17 protein-coding genes are annotated in these 21,175 nt (G+C 42.7%); 14 read left to right on the top strand and 3 right to left on the bottom strand.

Annotation, left to right across the window (positions count from 1 at the left end; all coding sequences use genetic code 11):
- Window positions 1-15 precede the first annotated feature (15 nt).
- The 9 genes from V7O66_RS10975 (at window position 16) to V7O66_RS10935 (ending at window position 11,528) form a co-directional block, all read left to right on the top strand.
- Window positions 16-807: a helix-turn-helix transcriptional regulator gene (locus tag V7O66_RS10975; protein ID WP_406660356.1), complete on the top strand. Its 792-nt coding sequence runs from the start codon at window positions 16-18 to the stop codon at window positions 805-807.
- A gap of 48 nt (window positions 808-855) precedes the next feature.
- Window positions 856-2,907: a histidine kinase dimerization/phosphoacceptor domain -containing protein gene (locus V7O66_RS10970; RefSeq protein WP_406660355.1), complete on the top strand. Its 2,052-nt coding sequence runs from the start codon at window positions 856-858 to the stop codon at window positions 2,905-2,907.
- 11 nt (window positions 2,908-2,918) lie between these two features.
- Window positions 2,919-3,314, top strand: a complete 396-nt coding sequence (locus V7O66_RS10965) for a response regulator (protein WP_406660354.1) — start codon at window positions 2,919-2,921, stop codon at window positions 3,312-3,314.
- A 515-nt stretch (window positions 3,315-3,829) separates the two neighbouring features.
- Window positions 3,830-5,137, top strand: a complete 1,308-nt coding sequence (pylS, locus tag V7O66_RS10960) for a pyrrolysine--tRNA(Pyl) ligase (protein ID WP_406660353.1) — start codon at window positions 3,830-3,832, stop codon at window positions 5,135-5,137.
- Window positions 5,138-5,146: 9 nt separating this feature from the next.
- Complete coding sequence (gene pylB, locus V7O66_RS10955) at window positions 5,147-6,214, top strand: methylornithine synthase PylB (RefSeq protein ID WP_406660352.1); 1,068 nt, start codon at window positions 5,147-5,149, stop codon at window positions 6,212-6,214.
- Complete coding sequence (gene pylC, locus V7O66_RS10950; RefSeq protein WP_406660351.1) at window positions 6,202-7,302, top strand: 3-methylornithine--L-lysine ligase PylC; 1,101 nt, start codon at window positions 6,202-6,204, stop codon at window positions 7,300-7,302. The genes pylB and pylC overlap by 13 nt, the downstream gene beginning before the upstream one ends.
- Window positions 7,303-7,305: 3 nt before the next feature.
- Window positions 7,306-8,085 (top strand): 3-methylornithyl-N6-L-lysine dehydrogenase PylD, encoded by a 780-nt coding sequence (pylD, locus tag V7O66_RS10945; protein ID WP_406660350.1) that lies wholly within the window; start codon window positions 7,306-7,308, stop codon window positions 8,083-8,085.
- Window positions 8,086-8,112: 27 nt separating this feature from the next.
- Window positions 8,113-9,741 carry a methylamine methyltransferase corrinoid protein reductive activase gene (locus V7O66_RS10940; RefSeq protein ID WP_406660349.1) on the top strand — a complete coding sequence of 543 codons (1,629 nt, stop codon included), beginning with the start codon at window positions 8,113-8,115 and terminating at the stop codon, window positions 9,739-9,741.
- Between the two features lie 122 nt (window positions 9,742-9,863).
- Complete coding sequence (locus V7O66_RS10935; RefSeq protein WP_406660348.1) at window positions 9,864-11,528, top strand: methylamine methyltransferase corrinoid protein reductive activase; 1,665 nt, start codon at window positions 9,864-9,866, stop codon at window positions 11,526-11,528.
- On the opposite strand, the gene V7O66_RS10930 is transcribed toward V7O66_RS10935, so the two are convergent.
- Complete coding sequence (locus V7O66_RS10930) at window positions 11,529-13,082, bottom strand: DNA-directed DNA polymerase II small subunit (protein WP_406660347.1); 1,554 nt, start codon at window positions 13,080-13,082, stop codon at window positions 11,529-11,531.
- A gap of 134 nt (window positions 13,083-13,216) precedes the next feature.
- Between V7O66_RS10930 and V7O66_RS10925 the strand changes: the two genes are divergently transcribed.
- A complete protein-coding gene (locus tag V7O66_RS10925) occupies window positions 13,217-13,777 on the top strand; it encodes a signal peptidase I (protein WP_406660346.1) in 561 nt (186 codons plus the stop codon).
- 25 nt (window positions 13,778-13,802) lie between these two features.
- Here the strand turns inward: V7O66_RS10925 and V7O66_RS10920 are convergent, their stop codons facing one another.
- Window positions 13,803-15,038, bottom strand: a complete 1,236-nt coding sequence (locus V7O66_RS10920; protein WP_406660345.1) for an ORC1-type DNA replication protein — start codon at window positions 15,036-15,038, stop codon at window positions 13,803-13,805.
- 646 nt (window positions 15,039-15,684) lie between these two features.
- On the opposite strand from V7O66_RS10920, the gene mfnA reads away from it, so the two are divergent.
- From mfnA to V7O66_RS10900, 4 genes are all read left to right on the top strand, one after another.
- On the top strand, window positions 15,685-16,821 hold the full coding sequence (gene mfnA / locus V7O66_RS10915; RefSeq protein WP_406660344.1) for a tyrosine decarboxylase MfnA: 1,137 nt from the start codon (window positions 15,685-15,687) through the stop codon (window positions 16,819-16,821).
- Between the two features lie 292 nt (window positions 16,822-17,113).
- Complete coding sequence (locus tag V7O66_RS10910) at window positions 17,114-18,205, top strand: CBS domain-containing protein (RefSeq protein WP_406660343.1); 1,092 nt, start codon at window positions 17,114-17,116, stop codon at window positions 18,203-18,205.
- Between the two features lie 17 nt (window positions 18,206-18,222).
- Entirely contained in the window at window positions 18,223-19,614 is a 1,392-nt protein-coding gene (locus V7O66_RS10905) for a TraB/GumN family protein (RefSeq protein WP_406660342.1), read from the top strand.
- Window positions 19,615-19,698: 84 nt separating this feature from the next.
- The gene (locus V7O66_RS10900; protein ID WP_406660341.1) at window positions 19,699-20,208 is read left to right on the top strand and encodes a hypothetical protein; all 510 of its coding nucleotides are present in this window, start codon (window positions 19,699-19,701) and stop codon (window positions 20,206-20,208) included.
- A gap of 30 nt (window positions 20,209-20,238) precedes the next feature.
- Here V7O66_RS10900 and fhcD read toward each other — a convergent pair whose 3' ends face one another.
- Window positions 20,239-21,132 (bottom strand): formylmethanofuran--tetrahydromethanopterin N-formyltransferase, encoded by an 894-nt coding sequence (gene fhcD / locus V7O66_RS10895; RefSeq protein ID WP_406660340.1) that lies wholly within the window; start codon window positions 21,130-21,132, stop codon window positions 20,239-20,241.
- Window positions 21,133-21,175 lie beyond the last annotated feature (43 nt).

The following is a 21,175-nucleotide window of genomic DNA, read 5'->3' as shown; positions in this document are numbered from 1 at the left end:
GGAGGGGGCAGATACATGGAATCATCACTAACTGAAACGATCTGGTTTTCTGAAAAAAGAAGGAAGATATTATTACTGTTACTGGACGGACCAAAGGATCCCGAGGAAATGAAGACGGCATTCGGTGTCACCTGGCGTTCATTGATACTTCCGCTCAAGGAGCTGAAGGAAGAGGAACTTATCTGTAATACTGACGGATTCTATGAACTATCCAATATTGGAAAGCTTATAGCAGAGAACATGAAACCAATAAACGGTATTTTGGATCTCTTTGGGAAGGATACGGATTACTGGGTTAAAAGGGACCTGGATTCGATCCCTCAATATCTGCTGGACAGGATCGGAGATCTCGAGGACTCCACAATTATAGAACCAGAACTTAACGACATGTTCGAACCCCCTGAAGAATTCACCAGATCTCTGGTTAATTCAAAATATGTACATTCTGTTTTTTCGATTTATCATCCATTGTATCCACCGCTTTATAATGAACTTGCAGAGCATGGAACTGAAATATCAATTATTCTCACTGAGTCTGTACTTGAAAGAATGCACGAGGACAGACAGGAAGAACTGGAAAAGATGCAGCATTCAGAAAATATAAACCTGTTCTTATACGAAAACGAATCGCTTCCTCCTTCAATTGTAGTTACCGATAATTTGTTCTCTGCCAGTTTTTTCGATAGCCAGGGAATGTATGACCACCGGGATATAATGAGTTTTTCCAAAAGCTCTCTAAAATGGGGAGAAAAGCTGTTCAGACATTACCAGAAAATGTCAAACTCAATTCCAAGGTCTGAAGGCTGAGATAATTCTGCAGTAATTGAAAAAGGTCAGATGAGAAGGTGTGTATGAATGAAACAGAATGAGATGACAATAAAAGCCAAATTGATCATGTATATAGTCGTTGGCGTTTTTTTGGTACTTCTCGTTTCAACTGCTGTCAGCACCTCAACTGTTACCGAACAACAAAAAGAGATGGCATATCTTCAATCCGTGGAAATGGCAAGGGATTATGCCAACCAGTTCGACGGGGACATGAAGGCAAACATGGCTATTGCGGAAACTCTTGGAAAATCAATGGAAATGTACACGACTGCCGATAGGGAAGAAGTAAACAACATTCTCAAAAATGTTCTTGAAGCATACCCTTCTCTCACGGGAGTCTATGTGGGATACGAACCTGACGCCTTCGATGGAAAGGACAGTGAATATATCAATGCTCCAGCCCATGATTCCACCGGGAGGTTCATACCCTACTGGAACACTATTCAGGGACATATAGAAGTTGAACACCTGGTAGATTATGATGAACAGGATTACTATCAGCTTCCAAGAACAACAAAGGAAAATGTTGTTACTGAACCCTATTTTTATCAGGGTATCTTCATGGTGAGCTTTGATGTACCCATTTTAAAAGATAATGAAGCCGTAGGTGTTGCCGGCGTTGATGTATCTCTTGATTACATAGATGATGTGGTAGGTGAGATCAAAGCTTTTGACACCGGATATGCATTCGTGACAGGAAATACCGGTATCCTTGTTTCTCATCCTGAATACAAAGATAGAATGGGAACACATACCCTTTACGATTTTGGCATACCTGAAATATCAACGGCAGCCGATAATATTAAAGAGGGAAAAGGTGGAAGTGTTGAAACGACCGACCCTGCCACAGGCAAAGAAGTCATAATGTTCTACGAACCTGTAAAGACAGGTAACTACTCTTTTGTGCTTGTAGTCCCAAAAGAAGAAATGTTTGCCGGGGTAACTGAGCTTCGAAATAAACTGGTTGTCATATCCATGATCTCTATCTGCTTTATGGGTATGGTCTCTTACCTGATAGCAACATCAATAACCGCTCCCATAGATGAAATTGTCAATAACTTCAGAAATATCGCTCAGGATGCTGTTGACGGAAACCTGGATACAAGAGCTCAAACCGATGTAGAGATAGACTTCAAAGAAATTCCAATAGGACTCAATATGATACTGGATGCTGTAATAGCACCGATCCGCGAATCTATCAGAGTTACAAGTGCCCTTTCAAAAGGAGAGCTTGAAACACGCAACAAACTGGAACTAAAGGGTGAATTCAAGCACTTGGGAGATACACTGGATAATTCTGCAGAATCTCTGAACAATATTATTGCAGATTCTAATAAAGTGCTTACTGCAATACAAAACAATGATTTCTCCCGCAGTGTCCGGGTTCATGGCGAAGGTGAATTCAAGATCCTGACCGATGGAATCGAAAAAACAAGGGAAACACTGTCGCAGATGATAGAAGAGCGCGAAAAAATGGAAGAGATACGCAAAAAAGAGATCCATCATCGTATCAAGAATAATTTACAGGTAATATCAAGCCTGCTTTATCTTTCATCTGAGAATTTCGAGGACCAGGAGATAATAGATGCATTCATGGATAGCCGAAATCGTGTGCGTTCAATGGCCCTGATACATGAAGAGCTATACCAATCCAAGGATATGTCAAGTATTGACTTTTCTGATTACACAGAGAAATTACTGGAGTATCTCTCCAAGTCATATGGAATTAAAAGCAAGGACATCAAGCTTGTTTCAGACATAGAGGATATTTATCTGAATGTTGATACGGCTGTTCCACTTGGTATGATAATCAATGAACTTGTTTCAAACTCACTAAAACACGCTTTCCCTGAAATCAAAGAAGGGGAAATAAATGTAGAACTCAAAGTCCTGAAAGATCATTTTTTCCTGAAAATAAGAGACAATGGTATCGGCATGCCTTCAAAGATCGATTACAGAAATACTGAGTCTCTGGGTCTGCAGCTTGTGGTCACACTGGTTGACCAGATAGATGGTACCATTGAACTAAATTCAATTGATGGGACAGAGTTTTCCATAGATTTTGAAGAAAGTAAATAGAAGGTGTAGAGATGAATAATCCAAAGATACTGGTTGTTGAAGATGAAAATGTAGTTGCTTTGGAGCTTAAGAAAAGACTGAAAAGACTTGGGTATCAGGTCAGCAGCGTTGCGAGATCCGGAAAAGAGGCCATTAGTAAAGCTGAAGGTTTTCTTCCGGATCTTGTGATAATGGATATCAGGCTAAAAGGAGATATGGACGGGATCCAGGCAGCACAGGTTATCCGGGAGAATTTTAGCATACCGGTAGTATATCTGACGGCTCATTCAGATGATGAGACACTTAAGAGAGCTAAACAGACGGAGCCTTATGGATATATATTGAAGCCTTTCGAAGAAGACGATTTGAGAACAGCAATTGAAATAGCACTATATAAACATCAGATGGAAAACTGTCTTAGAAAATAGATTCATCTTAGATATACTGATCTATTTTCAACATTGAATTTAAGGAGTTTTCCGATTTTTTCTGGAAACATTTTTTAAACATTTTCAGTTTATGCTGACCTTTTTGTGTACTTTTTTGGTTCTTTTCAAAATGCTGTGAATTAGCATACCTTCTGATAATTCACATACCAAACAAAAAAAACATAAAATTATGTTATATGTCACCTTATTAGAAAAGTATATATAGTTAAATTATTGCAGTTGATAGGAAATTATAAATACCCGATTTTGCGGACAATATATATATATGTCGACAAACAAACGATAGTTGGAACTGGAAGTATTAAACAAGAAAATTCTTCCAGAACAGACAGAACAAGATCAAAATATCAAGGACTTAGGAAATCGAAGTCTCAAACACAAAAATAAGAGGAATACTATGTCATTCAACAAAAGCAACGGAAGTAACTGGATACTTGAATATCTTGGATTCTAGGAAATGGTAAGAAAAAGATTCTATCCGAGGAGCTGTTAGCATGGATAAAAAATCACTGGACTCACTGATAAGTAAAACTGGTTTTTGGGTGTCAAGGAACGGACGCCTTCATGGGATAAAGAACTGCGAAACATCCCAGAATTATATACGAGTAACTATGGATTGTGGAGAGGTAATAAAGGTACGTAACTCCAGGTCCAGCAGGGCTGCACGCCTACTGCGAAACCGAAAATTCCAAAAACCCTGCAAAAAATGCCGTACTCCTGAAGAGAAGATCAAGGAATTCTCAAAGAGAGGTTCAATTAAGGACGAAGTGAAGGTAAAGGTCAGGACGGTCCCTTCAGCACAATTCAATGATACTAATAAAGAAAGCCCCGCAATCACGGTGCAATCAGAAACAGCACAGCCATCTCCAAACACCGCTAAGGTAGAGGTTGCTAAAAAACCGGTGGCTGCACCTAAAACTGTTGCAGCACAGGCAAAACCCAACAAGACAAAAACCGGCAACAATAAACCTGCAAAACCTGTAAAATCTTCAAAGACCGAATTTACCCAGAGCCAGAAGAACAGGATACTGTCACTATTGGGCCCTGGAGAGATGATCTCCTTTAAGAAAGAGAAGCGCTCCTTCAAGGAGATAGAATCCACACTTCTTACACAGAGGAAACAGGACCTGAGACTGATGTACGAGGATGACAGAGAAGATCTCCTCGGCAAACTTGAAAGGACCATCACCGAATTCTTCGTGGACAGAGGATTCATGGAGATAAAATCACCCATACTGATACCCTTCGAGTACATGGAAAGGATGGGAGTTGGCGAGGATAAGAAACTGGCAGAGCAGATCTTCAGAGTGGATGATAACATGTGCCTTCGCCCCATGCTGGCCCCGGGACTCTACAACTGCTTGCGTAAATTCGATAACGTACTCCCCGATCCCATAAGGATCTTCGAGATAGGACCCTGTTACAGAAAGGAATCAGATGGCAGCAGTCATCTTGAGGAATTTACCATGCTCAATTTCTGCCAGATGGGTTCACGCTGCACAAGGGAGAATCTGGAGTTCCTTATAGAAGACTTCCTGGAATTTTTGGGCATCGAATATGAGATAGTCTCTGACAGTTGTATGGTCTATGGTGATACCATCGATGTCATGCACAAGGACCTGGAACTTTCATCGGCTGTTGTGGGACCAATTCCAATGGATATGGATTGGGGTGTCGACAAGCCCTGGATGGGAGCCGGTTTCGGACTTGAGAGACTTCTCAAGGTGAAACATAATTTCAAGAACATAAAAAGAGCTGCAAGGTCCGAGTCCTACTACAACGGGATCACCACCAATCTCTGAGGTGAGATCATGTTAAAAGATATGACACAAAAGGAACTTGATGAGCTTGCACAAGGACTTGTCAATGGCCTGAGACTCACGGATGATGAGCTTAGAGAACTCCTGTCCATCAGCGAAAAGGATGATCTTGACAAACTATACTATGTTTCCAGAAAGGTAAGGGACCATTTCTTCGGGAACAAGGTCTTCCTCTACAGTTTCGTCTACTTCTCAACATACTGCAAGAACAAATGTTCATTCTGTTATTACAGGACATCGAACGATATCGAGAGATACAGGCTTGATACAGAGGAAGTACGCAACATATGCAATGCCCTGAAAGGTGAGAACATCCACATGGTGGACCTGACCATGGGCGAGGACCCCTATTTCCATGACAATCCTGAAAGATTCGTAGAACTTGTGAAACTAGTGAAGGAAGAAATGGGCCTTCCCATAATGATATCACCAGGGGTCATGGATAATGATGTTCTCAGGGAACTGCACGAAAATGGCGCCAATTTCCTGGCACTGTACCAGGAAACCCATGACCAGGACCTCTACAGGAAATTAAGGGTGGGACAATCCTTCCAGGATCGTGTGAAAGCCAGAAGCTTTGCCAGGAGTATAGGTTACGGCGTGGAGGACGGCATACTCACAGGCATAGGTGATGGCATCGAATCCACCATACGTTCACTCCGGGGTATGGAGGAAAGCTCGCCTGACATGGTAAGGGTCATGACCTTTGTTCCACAGGAAGGAACCCCTCTTGAGAATACAATATCACAATCCAGTGTTTCCGAGCTTAAGATAATATCTATACTCAGGCTCATGTTCCCGGACAGACTCATACCCGCATCCCTTGACCTTGAAGGAATCGATGGCATGGTACTCAGGCTAAACGCAGGAGCAAATGTGGTCACATCCATCATACCGGCAGAGTCCACCCTTGAAGGTGTGGTCAATTACGACCGCAAGCATGAGGAAAGGGACAGGGACCCAAAAAGCGTTATCAAGCGCCTGGGGGAGATGGGTATGGAGCCCGCCGAACAGGCTGATTTTAACAGGATAATAGAGGGCCTGCAATGCGGAGCATAGCCCTTATCGGTGGTAAGCTGCAGGGTTTCGAGGCGAACTACCTGGCAAAGAAAGCAGGCATGCAAGTCCTGCTGATAGACAGGAACCCACAGGCACTGAGCAGAAACGTCGTTGACGAATTCCACTGTTTTGACATCACGGTGGAACCCGAAAAGCTCATTGCAATTTCAAAGAGGGTAAGCGGTATCCTGCCTGTTAACGAGAATCTGGCTACCCTTGATTTCCTCAGGAACATACAGGATGAACTTGGATGCCCACTGCTCTTTGACTTCGATGCCTATCATATAAGCATGGACAAGAACCGTTCAAAGGAATACTTCAACTCCATCCAGATACCCACTCCACTTGACAGGCCGAGCTCTCCACCCTATTTCATCAAACCTCCGTGTGAGAGCAGCAGTACCGGAACAGCCATCATATACGATGATGCAGGCCTTAAGGGACTTGACCCCTCCACGCTCATTGAGGAATATGTGGAAGGTGACGTGGTCTCACTGGAAGTCATAGGCGATGGCAGGCATTTTGCAGTCATCAAGGAGACAAAGGTCCATGTGGACGATGGCTATGACTGCCATATGGTTACACCCATGGACAACTACCCGCAGTTCAGGGATATATCGTACAAACTTGCAAAGAACCTGAACCTGCATGGAATAATGGATGTCGAGGCTATTGACAGCGAAAAGGGGCTGAAAGTGCTTGAGATAGATGCGAGATTCCCAAGCCAGACACCCACAGCGGTCTACCATTCCAGTGGCATGAATCTTCTGGAAATGTTGCTTGAGGCTTTCCTTGAAGGTGTTCAGGAAGAAAACAGGCATCCTGATAACAGATACTGTATATTCGAGCATCTTGCAGCCATGGACGACGGACTTGTGGGAGTCGGAGAGCACGTACTCTCAGATGGAAACGATTACAGGCAATTCCATATCTCTGAAGGACTTGAGATATTCCACTGCACAGGTGGCGAGCACGAAGTCTTTACTCTTATCAGCTGGGACGGCACAAAGGCAGAGACTGAAAAGAAAAGAGAGAATGGACTGGAAATGATTACTAATCATTTTCTAAAGAAGGAACAGGGGGAATAAAATATGGCACTTTTGACTCCGGAGGATCTGGAGAACCTATCAACACAGCTTGAAATGAGCAATGAGACAGTTAAGAGGGTCACAGGATCCGATCTCAAGGAAATATGCGAAACACTCTACAGTACAAAACTCGGTTCACAGACCGTAGGAATAATTCCCATAACGGCAGGCAACGGTGTTATCAGCAATTTTACCTCATCCCTGCTCTATATTGTGGAATATTTCGGACTGAAGGGTTTCATCACCGAGCATCCTGATGTCACGGGTTATTATGAAGCCGTCTCGGCTGGTGCTGACATAATAATGATGGCAGACGACCATATATTCACAGCTCATAACCTCAGGAACGAGAAGATAATGAGCAATCATGTGGCCACAGGCGTTATCTATGCCGAGATAGCCTCAAAATTCAAGGAAGCAAGCTCAAAGGATATACTTGTCATAGGCCTGGGCAGAGTCGGTTTTGCCGGCGCCTGCCATCTGGTCAATAATGGATTTAACGTCTATGCATGTGACCCCAACAAGGAATTCCTTGAAAAAGCTGTCAACGAACTGGGAATAAAAACCTACTGTGGCGATGACAGGAAGAAATTCTCCATGGTCTTTGAAGCAACTCCCAATGCTGATACCATCACAGAAGGTATGATCGAGGAGCGCTGCCTCGTCTCAACACCTGGCATACCCTGTGGCCTGCCACCTGAAATAGGAAAAAAGTACCGTGTGGATCTTGTAATGGAACCTCTCGTGATTGGAGTTGCTTCCATGCTGTATTCAATTATATGAAATGAAGAAGAAGCGGAGGACAAATTCATGTATGTAATATCCCTGGACCTTGGAACGAGTGGTTTTAGATCACAGTTGATAGACCTTGAAACAAAGGAAACCATAAAGACTGTAATAACAATGGGCCATCCCCTGCCCGGAGGGAACGTGATGGACCATCTGGACTTTGCCATCAATACCGGAACTGAGGTGGCGCACATGCTTATGCTGGAGACTGTTAAGGAGATCCTTGAAAAGTTCGATGTGGAACCTGAAAAGATCAAGCGAATTGCAGTCTGTGGAAATCCAATTCAGCTCTCACTTTTCCAGAACATAGAGATCAGGGACCTTGCATATGCAGGGGAAAGCAAACAGGCAGCTCTCGGGGTTCAAAATGTGAAGAGAGAGGCAAGGATATTCCCTGCAAATGAGCTCTTCAAGGATATCTACGCCATGGACAACTGTGAGATAATAGTGCCTCCTGCTATCAAACATGAGATAGGGGCAGATGCCCTTGCAATGATGCTTGAGACGGATTTCATTCACCAGACAGAACCCTGTCTTGTAACTGATTACGGTACCAATGCGGAGATGGCATTGAAGATAGGGGACAGGATAATCACAGCCAGCGCTGCAGCCGGACCTGCTATCGAAGGACAGGGTGTTACCTGTGGTATGCTTGCAGGACCCGGAGCCATTAGTGATGTGAATAATGAGAATGGGTATTGGAGACTTACTATCCTTGACGAAAAGATGAATCCTGTCAAAGGAAAACTTGTTGACCCTGTGAGCGGTAAGACCATCGAAGAATCTGAGACCATAGCAAAGGGTATCACAGGTACAGGTGTGATCTCCACCATTGCAATGGCACTCGAGGATAAACTGATACAGAAACTGCCAGAACTGCCAAACGGAAAACTGATACTTGGAGACAATATCGTCATCACAAACGAGGATGTCGAAGAAGTGGGTAAGGCAATTGGAGCTATAAGAGCTGCACACATCACACTCATTGTGGAATCCGGACTAAAATACGAGGATCTGAGCTATTCCTATATGTCGGGTGCAACTGGTACCTATGTGGATGCTGAAAAGGCAAGGCAGATAGGATCTGTACCGAGTTTTTCCCAGAATATAATCCAGTTCGGAAACACCTCCATCGGTCTTGCACGAAAACTTGCCATCGACAGTTCGGTACTTGAAGATGTCATTGCCATTGCAAAGAAGATAAGTGCAGACCATCTCATGATGGCGACCAGCGATACCTTCAAGGATATCTATTTCTGCGAACTTGCAACCTGGCAGAATGGTATGCCCAAGGAGATGTATGATCAGATGCTTGAAATGTACGGCATCCCGCCATTTCCAAAGGAAACAAAGGCTGTAACCATAGAAAAGAGGGTTGAGAAGGACATTGATGATGTGGGACCCATGGGTCTTGACATAGTGAAGGATATAGGCATCATACTGGAAGCTCCGGTGACGAAATGTACCCTGTGTCATCAATGTGAAAAAGAATGTCCAGAGGATGCAGTAGTAATAGTCGAGAAGGACGGACATCGCTTTGCAGAAATAGATAGTCAGAAATGTCTGGGCACAAGCTGCAAGCGATGTGTGGTCATATGTCCTGTGCAGACCATGGACCACTCACTGCTCACTATACAGGGTACCAAGTGACCCTCATATCCGGATAAGCCTTTACCGGAAAAGAAGGAAAAGCCTGAAAAATCAGGGCCAGGGATAGAGAATTCATTATATACTATCTCCATGATACTTTATAGAAAAATGGAGAAAAACTCATGTATGTCATAGCCCTGGACCTTGGAACAAGTGGTTTTAGATCACAGCTCATAGAACTTGAAACTCAAGAGACCATCAAGACAGTTGTCACCATGGGGCACCCGCTCCCTGGTGGGAATGTCATGGACCATCTTGATTTTGCCATAAATACAGGACGTGATGTAGCTCACGGTCTTATCATCGAAACAGTAAAGAAGATACTTGAAGAATTCGATGTGGAGCCTGAGAAGATAAAGCGTATCGCAGTATGTGGAAATCCAATCCAACTCTCACTTTTCCAGAACATAGAGATAAGGGATCTTGCTTATGCAGGGGAGAATAAAAAGAAAACTCTTGGGGTTCACGATGTTGAAAGGAATTCCAGGATATTGCCTGCAAATGAGCTCTTCAAGGGCATCTATGACATGGACAATTGCGAGATAATCATACCTCCTGCGATCAAACACGAAATTGGTGCCGATGCTCTTGCAATGATGCTTGAGACTGATTTCATTCACCAGACAGAGCCATGCCTTGTTACAGATTATGGTACCAACGCGGAGATGGCACTGAAGATAGGCGAGAAGATAATCACTGCAAGTGCTGCAGCAGGGCCTGCCATCGAAGGACAGGGTGTTAACTGCGGTATGCTCGCTGGACCCGGGGCAATAAGTGATATCAGCAGCGAAAGGGATTACTGGAGACTCACTGTCCTCGATGAGAATATGAATTCTGTAAAAGGCCCTCTTGTGGAACCTCTGACCGGGGAGATAATTGAGGATTCAGAGGTTAAGCCAAAGGGAATCACAGGAACAGGTGTCATTTCCACAGTTGCCATGGCACTCAAGTGCGGGATAATGGAGAAACTCCCGGAACTTCCGAATGGAAAAATAAATCTTGGATATGATATTGTAGTTGTTGATAACGATATTAAGGAAGTAGGCAAAGCCATTGGAGCCATCAAGGCTGCTCACATAGCACTTATGGTTGAAGCAGGATTGAAATATGAAGACCTGCGCTATTCCTATATGTCCGGTGCAAGCGGAACATATGTAAACGCTAACAAAGCAAGACATCTGGGTTCTGTACCGGCTTTCTGTAAAGGTATAATACAGTTTGGGAACACTTCCATCGGACTTGCACGGAAACTGGCTATTGACAGTTCACTACTTGAAGAGGTCAATGAAGTCGCAAAAAAGATCAAGGCAGATCATCTTATGATGGCAACAAGCGAGACTTTCAAGAAGATCTATGTTTGTGAGCTTGCTACCTGGCTTGAAGGAATGCCTCATGAGGACTACAATGAAGTGTTCATGGCTGAAGAAATTCCTGTACTACCTGAGGACCTTCCAAATTCCGAAGTGACCATCGAAAAAAGGGTCCAGAAGGATATTGATGATGTAGGTCGTCTGGGTCTTGATATTGTTGACAATATCGGTATAATACTGGAAGCTCCAGTGGAAAAATGTATACTCTGTCATAAATGTGAAAAAGAGTGTCCTGAGGATGCTATAAGCATTGTCGAAAAAGACGGAGAGAGGTTTGCAAATATCAATAGCCAAGCCTGCCTTGGAGCTGCATGCAAACGCTGTGTCTACATCTGTCCTGTAAAAACAATAGACCACAGATTACTGGAGATTCAGTGCACAGAGGAGGTCACTATCTGCAATGGAAATGATACCTGATCATTCATCGAATCTAAGGATCGTCGTCCTTAAATTTTCCAGGTCCACAACCGGTACCTGGGCAGGAGTTGGGACGACGTTTACTCTTTTTTGGAATTCGGTCTGATCCTGCCAGGTTCCCGAATTAATTAGCAGGACATTCTTGTACCATTCCACACCCACTGTATGAACGTGACCGCAATGTAATATATCAGGTATCTGATTGAGTACGAAATGATCGTTCTTTTCCGGTGCAATGGAAACACGGCTGCCGTACATGGGAGAAAGATGACGGAATTTCATCATCTCTACCATGGCCTTTGTGGGATCCTGATACGAAACACCTGGAACAGAAGCCACCAGATCGTCAATTGAACGCCCATGGTACATCATTATCTTAACGCCATCCAGGTCTACCATTGCGGGATTTCCCACGAAGATCACATTATCAGAAAAATACTTCCTGATGCGTTCCGGTAATCTGGGTTGTGGTTCTGCCTGGCGCACAGCATCGTGGTTTCCCGGAGAAATTATTATCTTTATATGCTTTGGGATCTCGGCAAAATATTCTGCTGCCCTCTCGTACTGATCATAAATATCCAGTATACTTAACTCCGCATCCTGTCCCGGATAGATACCTACCCCGTCAACAAGGTCTCCTGCAACCACAATATACCGCACTTCCTTTGCAATGGAAGCAAGGGCCTCATTATCGGTGTCCCCCTTGAGAAAATCAAGAAACCGTTCCCACTGCTCTTCAAGAAAGGTCGTACTTCCAACATGCACATCCGAGATAAGTACCGCTTTACCGAAGGTGCCGGACTTTTTTGTACTGATATTGGGCAGGTCCGGGAGGATTATCTTCTTGACTATCATGAGTTTCCCGTCGTTTGTGAGAGCTCCGGTGAAACCCACCACTTCATCCAGTACAAAATGACTTGCCTGCTCGAAAAGTTCCTTATCAGCCATGCGCACCAGAACAGAAAAAATACCTGTGGGATCCTCGATCTCTATTATCTTGTGCCCATTAGTGGTGCTTTTTATTTCCGATATCATTCCGATAACGGAAACTTCGCTAAAATCTCCATTTCCTTTCATACCAGGACTGCGGTTGCGTACCAGGCTTTCAATGGGACGGGCATTGATCCTGCTGCGAATTATCTCGCTGAGTTTACTGTAGCGATTGCGGAAATACTGGATAAATTCCATATATTCCCCAACACATGTGGAATTGTCTGTTATATCAGAAAGTATAGAGACAGGATTCTCACTAATTACAGGTTTAGCATTTTGATCCTGAAAACCAGTTGTATCAACTGTACTATTGAACGTGTTTGTACTTTCCAAAACCGGCGACAACGGTTTTTCAGCCACTAAAGATGTATCTAAGCCCGGGTCAAGGCCATCAAGACCTATGTGCTCCAAACCGATCACAAGAACAGACATATCAATATTTTCAAGCACATGCCTGACAATGGATCGTGGGTTGGGTTGAGAACATATCATGTCCACTGCTTCGGGACTTATCTGATACCCTTCTTCAATAAAAGCTGTCAGAACATCAACTTCATTCATAGCCAAACACAAGATAGTATTAATATTACAAATAATAAACACAGGATTTCTAATCCGTTAATGATATATTGCCAGCAACTATATCATTATCGCTGAAAATTTTTTACGAACACTCTTCAGGCAGGAAATCTAAAATGGATATAAAAGGTGCCTACAAAAATTTCAAGGAAAGCGAGAATTTTTTCGTGTCACTGACACGTGATATTTTATCCGTATTAATTGCGGTTCTTATATTTGCAACCCTGTCCCAGATAGTATTCGGGTTATGGACTCCCATGGTTGCAGTGGAATCAGGAAGTATGGAACCTCACATGAATGTCGGCGATATTATATTCATTCAGAATATTGAACGAACTGAAGTTGTGACCAATATGCAGGGAACAGAAAATTACACTTCGTTTAAGATGTCCGGTGATGTTATATTGTACAAACCATACGGCCAGGATGGTGTGACGCCAATAATTCACAGGGCAATGTACTATGTAGAACAGGGTGACGAAATGTGGGAAGGTGGACCCAGGGCCCCACATGCAGGATATATCACAAAGGGTGATAATGTAGTCACAAACAAATACTATGATCAGCAAGGCCAGGTAAGTTATCTGCTCCCTGTAAAAGAAGATTGGGTCATAGGTGTTGCAAGATACAGGATACCTTACGTGGGACATCTCAGGCTCATGCTTCCGAGCCTTTGATCCTTTTTCATTTTTTTGGCTTTTTTCAGAGATGTAGCTGCGTGGTCATCACAGGTTTGAAACCATCGAGGGGTTTGAGCCTGTAATCCTCAAAGAGGACTTTTTTGGTACTTGTGATAGGTACGCTCAATACTATTTCTTTTGTCCTGCCGTACCTGCCTTTACTTACAACCACTGCATTGACAATACCTAACATATCCAGTTCAGACATGAGGTCTGTGACCCTGCGCTGGGTAAGAATATCCATATCAACCTGAAGACATAGTTGACGATAGACATTATAGACCTCTCCTGTTGTCACATTCTTATAGCCATTATTCCGCAGCAGCATGACGCTGTAAAGAGCAAGCTTTGATTGTGTGGGAAGGGTCCTGACAACTTCGACAATACGGTCGATCTCAATTTTTTCCTGAGCATTTTTAACATCACGCTCGGTAACAAAAGAACGATTGTCACGTTCAGAAAGTTCTCCTGCAACTCTGAGAAGGTCCAGTGCGCGTCTTGCATCACCATGTTCCTGAGCAGCAAAAGCAGCACAAAGAGGGATGACCATTTCATCAAGTGCATCTTCTTTGTAGGCAATCTTTGCCCTTTCATAGAGAATGTCACTTATCTGATCAGCATCGTAAGGCGGAAAAATAATCTCTTCCTCACCAAGGGAACTTTTTACTCTCGGGTCAAGGAATTCCGTGAATTTCAGGTCGTTTGAAACACCGATCATACTGACCTTTGAATTTTGAAGATCCGTATTGATACGTGAAAGATTGTAAAGGACATCGTCGCCTTTTTTTATCAATTTGTCAATTTCATCAAGAATTATAATGACTATCTGTTTTTCAGAATCAATTGCTTCTTTGAATTTTGCAAAAACCTGGTCTGTAGGCCATCCAGTCATTGGGACATCTTCACCAAACTGTCTGGAAAGATTTGCAAGAAGCCGGTACTGAGTATCGATCACTTCACAATTCAAATATACTACCTTACATGAAGTTCCAAGGGATTCACCTTTTCTTTCAAGTTCAATTCCCACGTGACGAGTAACAGCAGTTTTTCCTGTACCGGTTTTACCATAGATTACTATATTCGATGGTGTGTCACCCCTCAAAGCAGAAACAAGAATTGCAGCAAGATTATTGATCTGATCATCCCTGTGAACAAGAGAATCAGGAGTGTAAGAATGTCTTAGAACTTCCTTGTTCTTAAAAATAGGCTCATTCGCCAGTAATTCCTGAAATAATCCATCCAATGATTTACTTTGCATATAGTGTCACCAGTTAAACAATATAATGATAAGTCGTAATTTTCTGCAATTGAAAATGATATTTTAAGAACGAATGTTTTTCATTCAATTATCTTTGCATTCCACAGGACACAAAGGAAGTGTAGGTTATTAATGGTTATGGTAAAGACCCCTTCATTTCATGTGGAGAAGTATGGGGATTTCAAAAAAGCGCTAGCATCAACACTATAATCAAAGCTGGGAAAATTTTGATATAAACAATATGATTTCGTGTGGAATAAGACCCCTTTATTTCAACTGGAGCATTTATAAACCACAGTGACCCTATGATTTCAACTGGAACATGAAAAAAGATGTTAAACAACTTTTTTAAAAAATTTGAAAAAAAGATGGTGTTGTATGTATGAACATGTTGATATATAAAAGTATGTTTCAATTCAATGCGATCAATTAGAAAATGATGTTCCAGTAGAAACAATGGGGTAGCTGTGTTAGCCATGATTTCAGATTTTCTAAAAAAACTTAATTTCCAAATTTTTCCGGAAAATTCATACACTTTTTTCCAGATTATTAAATCACAAAGCTGAATAAGTAAAAAAAATCCATTCCAGAAACATAAAGATCAAACACAACGGTTTTAAACATCCTTTAATATTCATGTGTGCAAATGAACGAAACCGGATTGACCGAAGAGGAAGTATTAGTTCTTCTTAACAATGCAAAGGATAAAGATCTGAAATATGATCGTGTACTGAGTTCCATGTGCACTTATCCTCATAAAATAGCTGCAAAAGCTCATATGCAATTCATGGAATCGAACATGGGTGATTTTGGTTTGTTCCAGGGAACTTATTCTATGGAACAGGAAATAATTCGTTCATTGGGAAACATACTTCACTGTTCTTCAATCAATGGTTATCTTACAACAGGTGGAACTGAATCAAATATTCAGGCAATACGTTCAATGCGAAATTCCCACAGGATAAAAGTTCCCAATATTGTTGTTCCTGAATCAGCTCATTTTTCTTTTGACAAAATAGCAGATGTCCTGAACATTGAGGTAAGAAAAGCCAATCTTGATGAAGAATTAAAAGTTTCCATGGAATCTCTGGAATCTCTCATAGACCAAAATACAGTTGGTCTTGTAGCTATTGCCGGTTCAACGGAATTCGGTCAGGTAGATCCAATAGCTGAAATTTCAAAGCTTGCAGTTGAAAAAAATCTTTTTTTGCATGTAGATGCAGCTTTTGGTGGTTTTGTCCTTCCATTCCTTCCTGAAAATAATGAATTCGATTTTTCCCTTCCAGGAGTTACTTCCATTGCAATTGATCCTCATAAGATGGGTTTAAGCACTATCCCTTCCGGAGTCCTGCTCTTTAGAAATGTTGAGGATCTGACCCATCTTAAAGCCGAAACTCCTTATCTTACTATCGATACACAATACACTCTTACCGGCACACGTAGCGGAGCTGCAGTGGCAGCTACTTATGCTGTGATGCAACATCTTGGTAGGGAAGGTTACAGGCAGGTTGTTTCCAGGTGCATGGAGCTCACAGATCATCTTGTAAAAAGCGTGAAAGAGATAGGTATTGATCCTGTAATTGATCCTGTCATGAATGTTGTAGCTCTCGATGTTCCACATCCTGCTCAATTGAGATCGAAATTAGCAAAAGAGTATAAGTGGCAGGTTTCCATCACACAAAAACCTGCAGCTTTAAGGCTTGTTATCATGCCCCATATGGATTTTGAGACCATTGACATGTTTGTGGCAGACCTGCAAAAAGCAGTTCTTGAATTGCAGTAATATATTAGATACTATTTCTATTAGATCTCATTTACAAAATAGCATTATATATTCACATTAAATGTCATTCTAGCAAAATAAAAAAATTGAGGGGATGAGGCTGATGACACCTTGCCTTGAAACGTGTAAGACTTGTGTTCATCATGCCTGTTCTAAAAAGTAATATGTGTCATGCATATATACCGATGAGCCAAGCATGGTGAAAGTATTCAGGAATTCATTTTTTTCATTTCGTTTTTTTTCTTTTCAACTTTGCATAAAATTAAATATAAGTGTCTTCTAAAATAACAGTATGAGAACATCATTAAAAATCGGGACCATAATGGGGATACCTATCAAACTCCATATCACATTTCTGTTGATCCTTCCTGTTTTTGCTCTCGTGTTTGCCACAAATCCGGCACCATTCGGATTTGCTGACGTTCCCTCTTTGGGCATGAACTATGCTCTTTCCCTTTTGACAACAATATTGCTTTTTGCATGTATATTGTTACATGAACTGGGTCATTCATACTTCGCCAAGAAGTATGGAGTTACCATCAAGGACATAACATTGCTGCTGTTCGGTGGTGTTTCTTCCATGGAGGAGATCCCAAGAGACCCTTCCCAGGAATTCAAGATGGCCCTGGCAGGTCCTCTTGTGAGTTTCATAATTGGTTTTGCTCTCCTGGCAATGAACTCAATAATAGATTCATCAATATCAGGTTACTCTGATGGTCTGATATATCGGATGTTCTTAATTCTTGGTTCTATTAATATAGTACTGGGTGCTTTCAATCTCCTACCTGCATTTCCAATGGATGGTGGAAGGTTGCTTCGGGCATGGTATGCCAAGAGGATGAGTTACATCAAAGCAACACATTACGCTGCATATTTCGGGAAAATGTTTGCTTTTATTATGGGTATATTTGGTCTGCTTGCCAACCCATGGCTTCTGTTGATAGCTTTCTTCGTTTACATAGGAGCTTCCGAAGAAGATAAGTCCACAACTGTTACCGTACTGCTGGAAAGATACACTGTAAAGGATATCATGTCGGACAAGGTAGTATCAGTTTCCGATGATATCAGTGTCGAGGAACTCTCAAAATTCATGTTTGAGAACAAACATATGGGCTATCCTGTGATGAAGGGCAATTCTTTAAAAGGGATTGTGACGTTTACGGATATACGTAATATCCTTCCACATGAACGTTTTGCAGTTCTTGTATCCGATGTTATGACCCGGGACATTATTTCGGTATCCTCCAAGGATGTCGCATCTGAAGCATTCAAGGTAATGACCCTCAATAATATCGGAAGAGTTCTTGTTATCGATGACGGTGAACTTGTCGGAATCCTCTCAAGGACAGATCTGATGCGGACGTTGATGTTGTTGAACGAATAGTTACAAGAGGACAAAAATTGACCCGATCCAGTAATTTTGATGATTCCCAGGGTACTCTTTCTGAATACAGTATGAGCAGTACCGACGGGACTCTTTACCAGACTGAAGATACCGCTGTTTCTCCTATTTCAAACGAGGAGATCGAACTTGTCAAGGAGATCATGGCTTCTCCACAAGGCGATACTTCCATGATCCCACCTTCTGAAATTGTGATAGTGGGAACTGCTCATGTATCTGAGAAAAGCGTCCGGGAAGTTGTTTCCGCCATTGAGCATACAGAACCTGATATAGTTGCAGTGGAACTCTGCAAAGCCAGGTACGATGCGATCAAAGGCAAGGTACAGAATTCAGAGATCCCGGTGAAGGAGCTTCTGAAAGAAGGCAAGATCTACTTCTATATAGTACATCTTTTGCTTGCCCATGTTCAGAAGAAATTTGCTGATCAGATGGGCATCCAGCCCGGTGCTGAGATGATAGCCGCTATTGATGCCGCTGAAGCCAGCGGTGCCCAGGTTATGTTGATAGACAGGGATGTGCAGATCACACTGCAGCGTTTCTGGAGCAAGATGGGCTTTGTGGAGAAATTGAAGATGCTTGCAGGTCTTATGGCTGCAGTACTTGGTATTGGCGGGACCAAGGACATCGACATGGAGAACATCACAAACCAGGATATCGTTTCTGTGCTCGTGGACGAGTTCAGGGAAACAGCTCCAAATGCAGTAAAGGTACTGATAGATGAGAGGGATGCCTATATGGCAAGAAATCTCATAAGAGCCGCAGGTACCGGTGGAAAAAGAATAGTTGCTGTAATTGGTGCAGGGCATAGGGCTGGCATACAGAGATATCTTGAGAATCCAAAGAGCCTGCCAACTCAGAACAACTACGAGGCACCAGCTAAGAAAAAGCGCTTCGGTATCATGAAAGTGTTTGGTTTTGCGATTGTAGGTCTTGCTATTGCAACCTTTGCATTGCTGATAATGTCAGGTGTTCCTCTGCAAACCCTGATGCTCGCCTTTGCATGGTGGTTCATCATCAATGGTGTGCTAAGCGCTGCAGGTGCCATTCTGGCAAAGGGCCATCCATATTCCGTACTCACAGCCTTTTCCGTAGCATGGCTGACCTCTCTGAATCCAATGATGGCAGCAGGCTGGTTTGCAGGACTTACCGAAGCAAAATATCGTAATCCTACCACTGACGATTTCAAGGGAATGATAGAGGTCGAAAGTACCAGTGAAATGATGAATAACAACCTCTTCAGGGTCGTGATGGTAGCAGCTCTGGCGAACCTGGGCAGTATGATAGGTACCTTCCTTGGAGTTTACGTGATGCTGGAAATAACAGGCATCAACCCCAAGGAAATGATCCAGACCGGTGTGAGTGCAGGACTCATGGCACTTGGTCTTGGATAAAAAGATCGTGTGATATTACACACGATCATCTCTATTTTCTATTTTTAAAAATGAGTGCCCTTGCGAAATTCATTGACCAAATTATTGGATGACGAGTATGTTTATGCGGGAAACATGGCACGACTAGCACTTGAGAGAATGGAAACTCAGCACATACCAGTGGAAAGCACCCTTTACGGAAGAGAACGTGAGTTCTTTTTGGAAGATGAGAAAAGGGAGTGGTTGGATTCGCTTGTGCCTATTGTAAAAGGAAGAAGCAGGTATATTGAGCCGTATTTTTATCCTGAAGATCCTGTCATTTCCTATGGACTGAATTATCAAGGATATCTTGTAGTTGATTTTCTTATAGGCTCTGAAGTAAATGAAAGTTATATGGCTGAGATCTATGGCGTGATTGATGAGAAGGCCCAGGAGAATGATGTTGAGGAAGTACCGGTGCTTTTTTCATATGAGTCTTTTCCAGTCGAAGATGAAGAGATAGAAGTAGAAATCCCTGAAAGTGAATATAATGACTCAAAGGCTCCAGGTTTTAGAGCACTGACGCTAATTATGGCACTTCTATATATTTCCGGAAAAAAGGGAACTCTATTCTGAATAAAAAGAGAAAAGAAATAAGTGAGAACCTCAGATGAGGTCCTTGAGGTGGAACTGGTACTTTCCGAGCTTTCCACCGTAGTTTCCGGCTGTGATCTTTGAGACACCAGGAACTGCAATAGCAGCTTCTACACCAGCTTTCATTGCTGCCTGTATTGAGTCTTCATCAAGACCATTGATTACCAGCTCGTAAACTGCCTTTACGCCTTCTGGGATCTCGGTGCCTTCTACCTTGTCCCTGATGGATGGGCAGAACTTCTCGTTTGCAGTTGCCTTCATGAACTTGTAGTTGTTGAATCCTGCCTTTGAACCACTGGCAACGATTCCGCCTGGGAATGGAGTTACTGTACCTTCCATGTCCTGAATAGCTTCAACTGCAACTTCTGCTGCTGTGAGTGCTGTCATCTGGCTGTCACCGAAGATGAAGAAGTTACCGCCTGCAATACCTGCTACAGCGCCGATGTTCTCCTCTACTAAGAAGTCGCCTTCCATGATAGGGATGCTGAACATCTTGCGACCATCAACTTCTGTTTCGGATTCCATTCCGTCACCGAAGAACTTGAGTTTGAAACCTACATTGAACTGTTTCTCAGCTTCAGGAAGTCCGTTAAAGACTGCTGTTGTTGGAGCTGTGAGTACACACTGTCCGAGTCTCTCAAGGAGCTGGTGTTCAAGTGCTTCGTATCCGAATGTGCAGATCTGGATGTATACACCAGGTCTTCCGTCAGGTGTCTCATCAGGACCTACGAACTTCTCGATACCAGCTTCAGCTGGACACATGATAACAGATGTACCGAATCCGGTTGCTTCAAGTGCAGCTATCTCTGCCCAGCGCTTTGTTGCTGCTGTGATAAGTACCCTTGAGATCTTGATCGGAAACGCTTCTGCAAAAGTATCTTCTATTTCTACTCCATTGATATCCATAATAATCCCTTAGCCTAATATTGAAATTGTAATAATCTGTGCC

Source organism: Methanolobus sp. ZRKC3 (assembly GCF_045291275.1).
Taxonomy (GTDB): domain Archaea; phylum Halobacteriota; class Methanosarcinia; order Methanosarcinales; family Methanosarcinaceae; genus Methanolobus.
The sequence above is the reverse complement of the archived record's forward strand: the minus strand, read 5'-3'. Positions and strand labels throughout refer to the sequence as shown.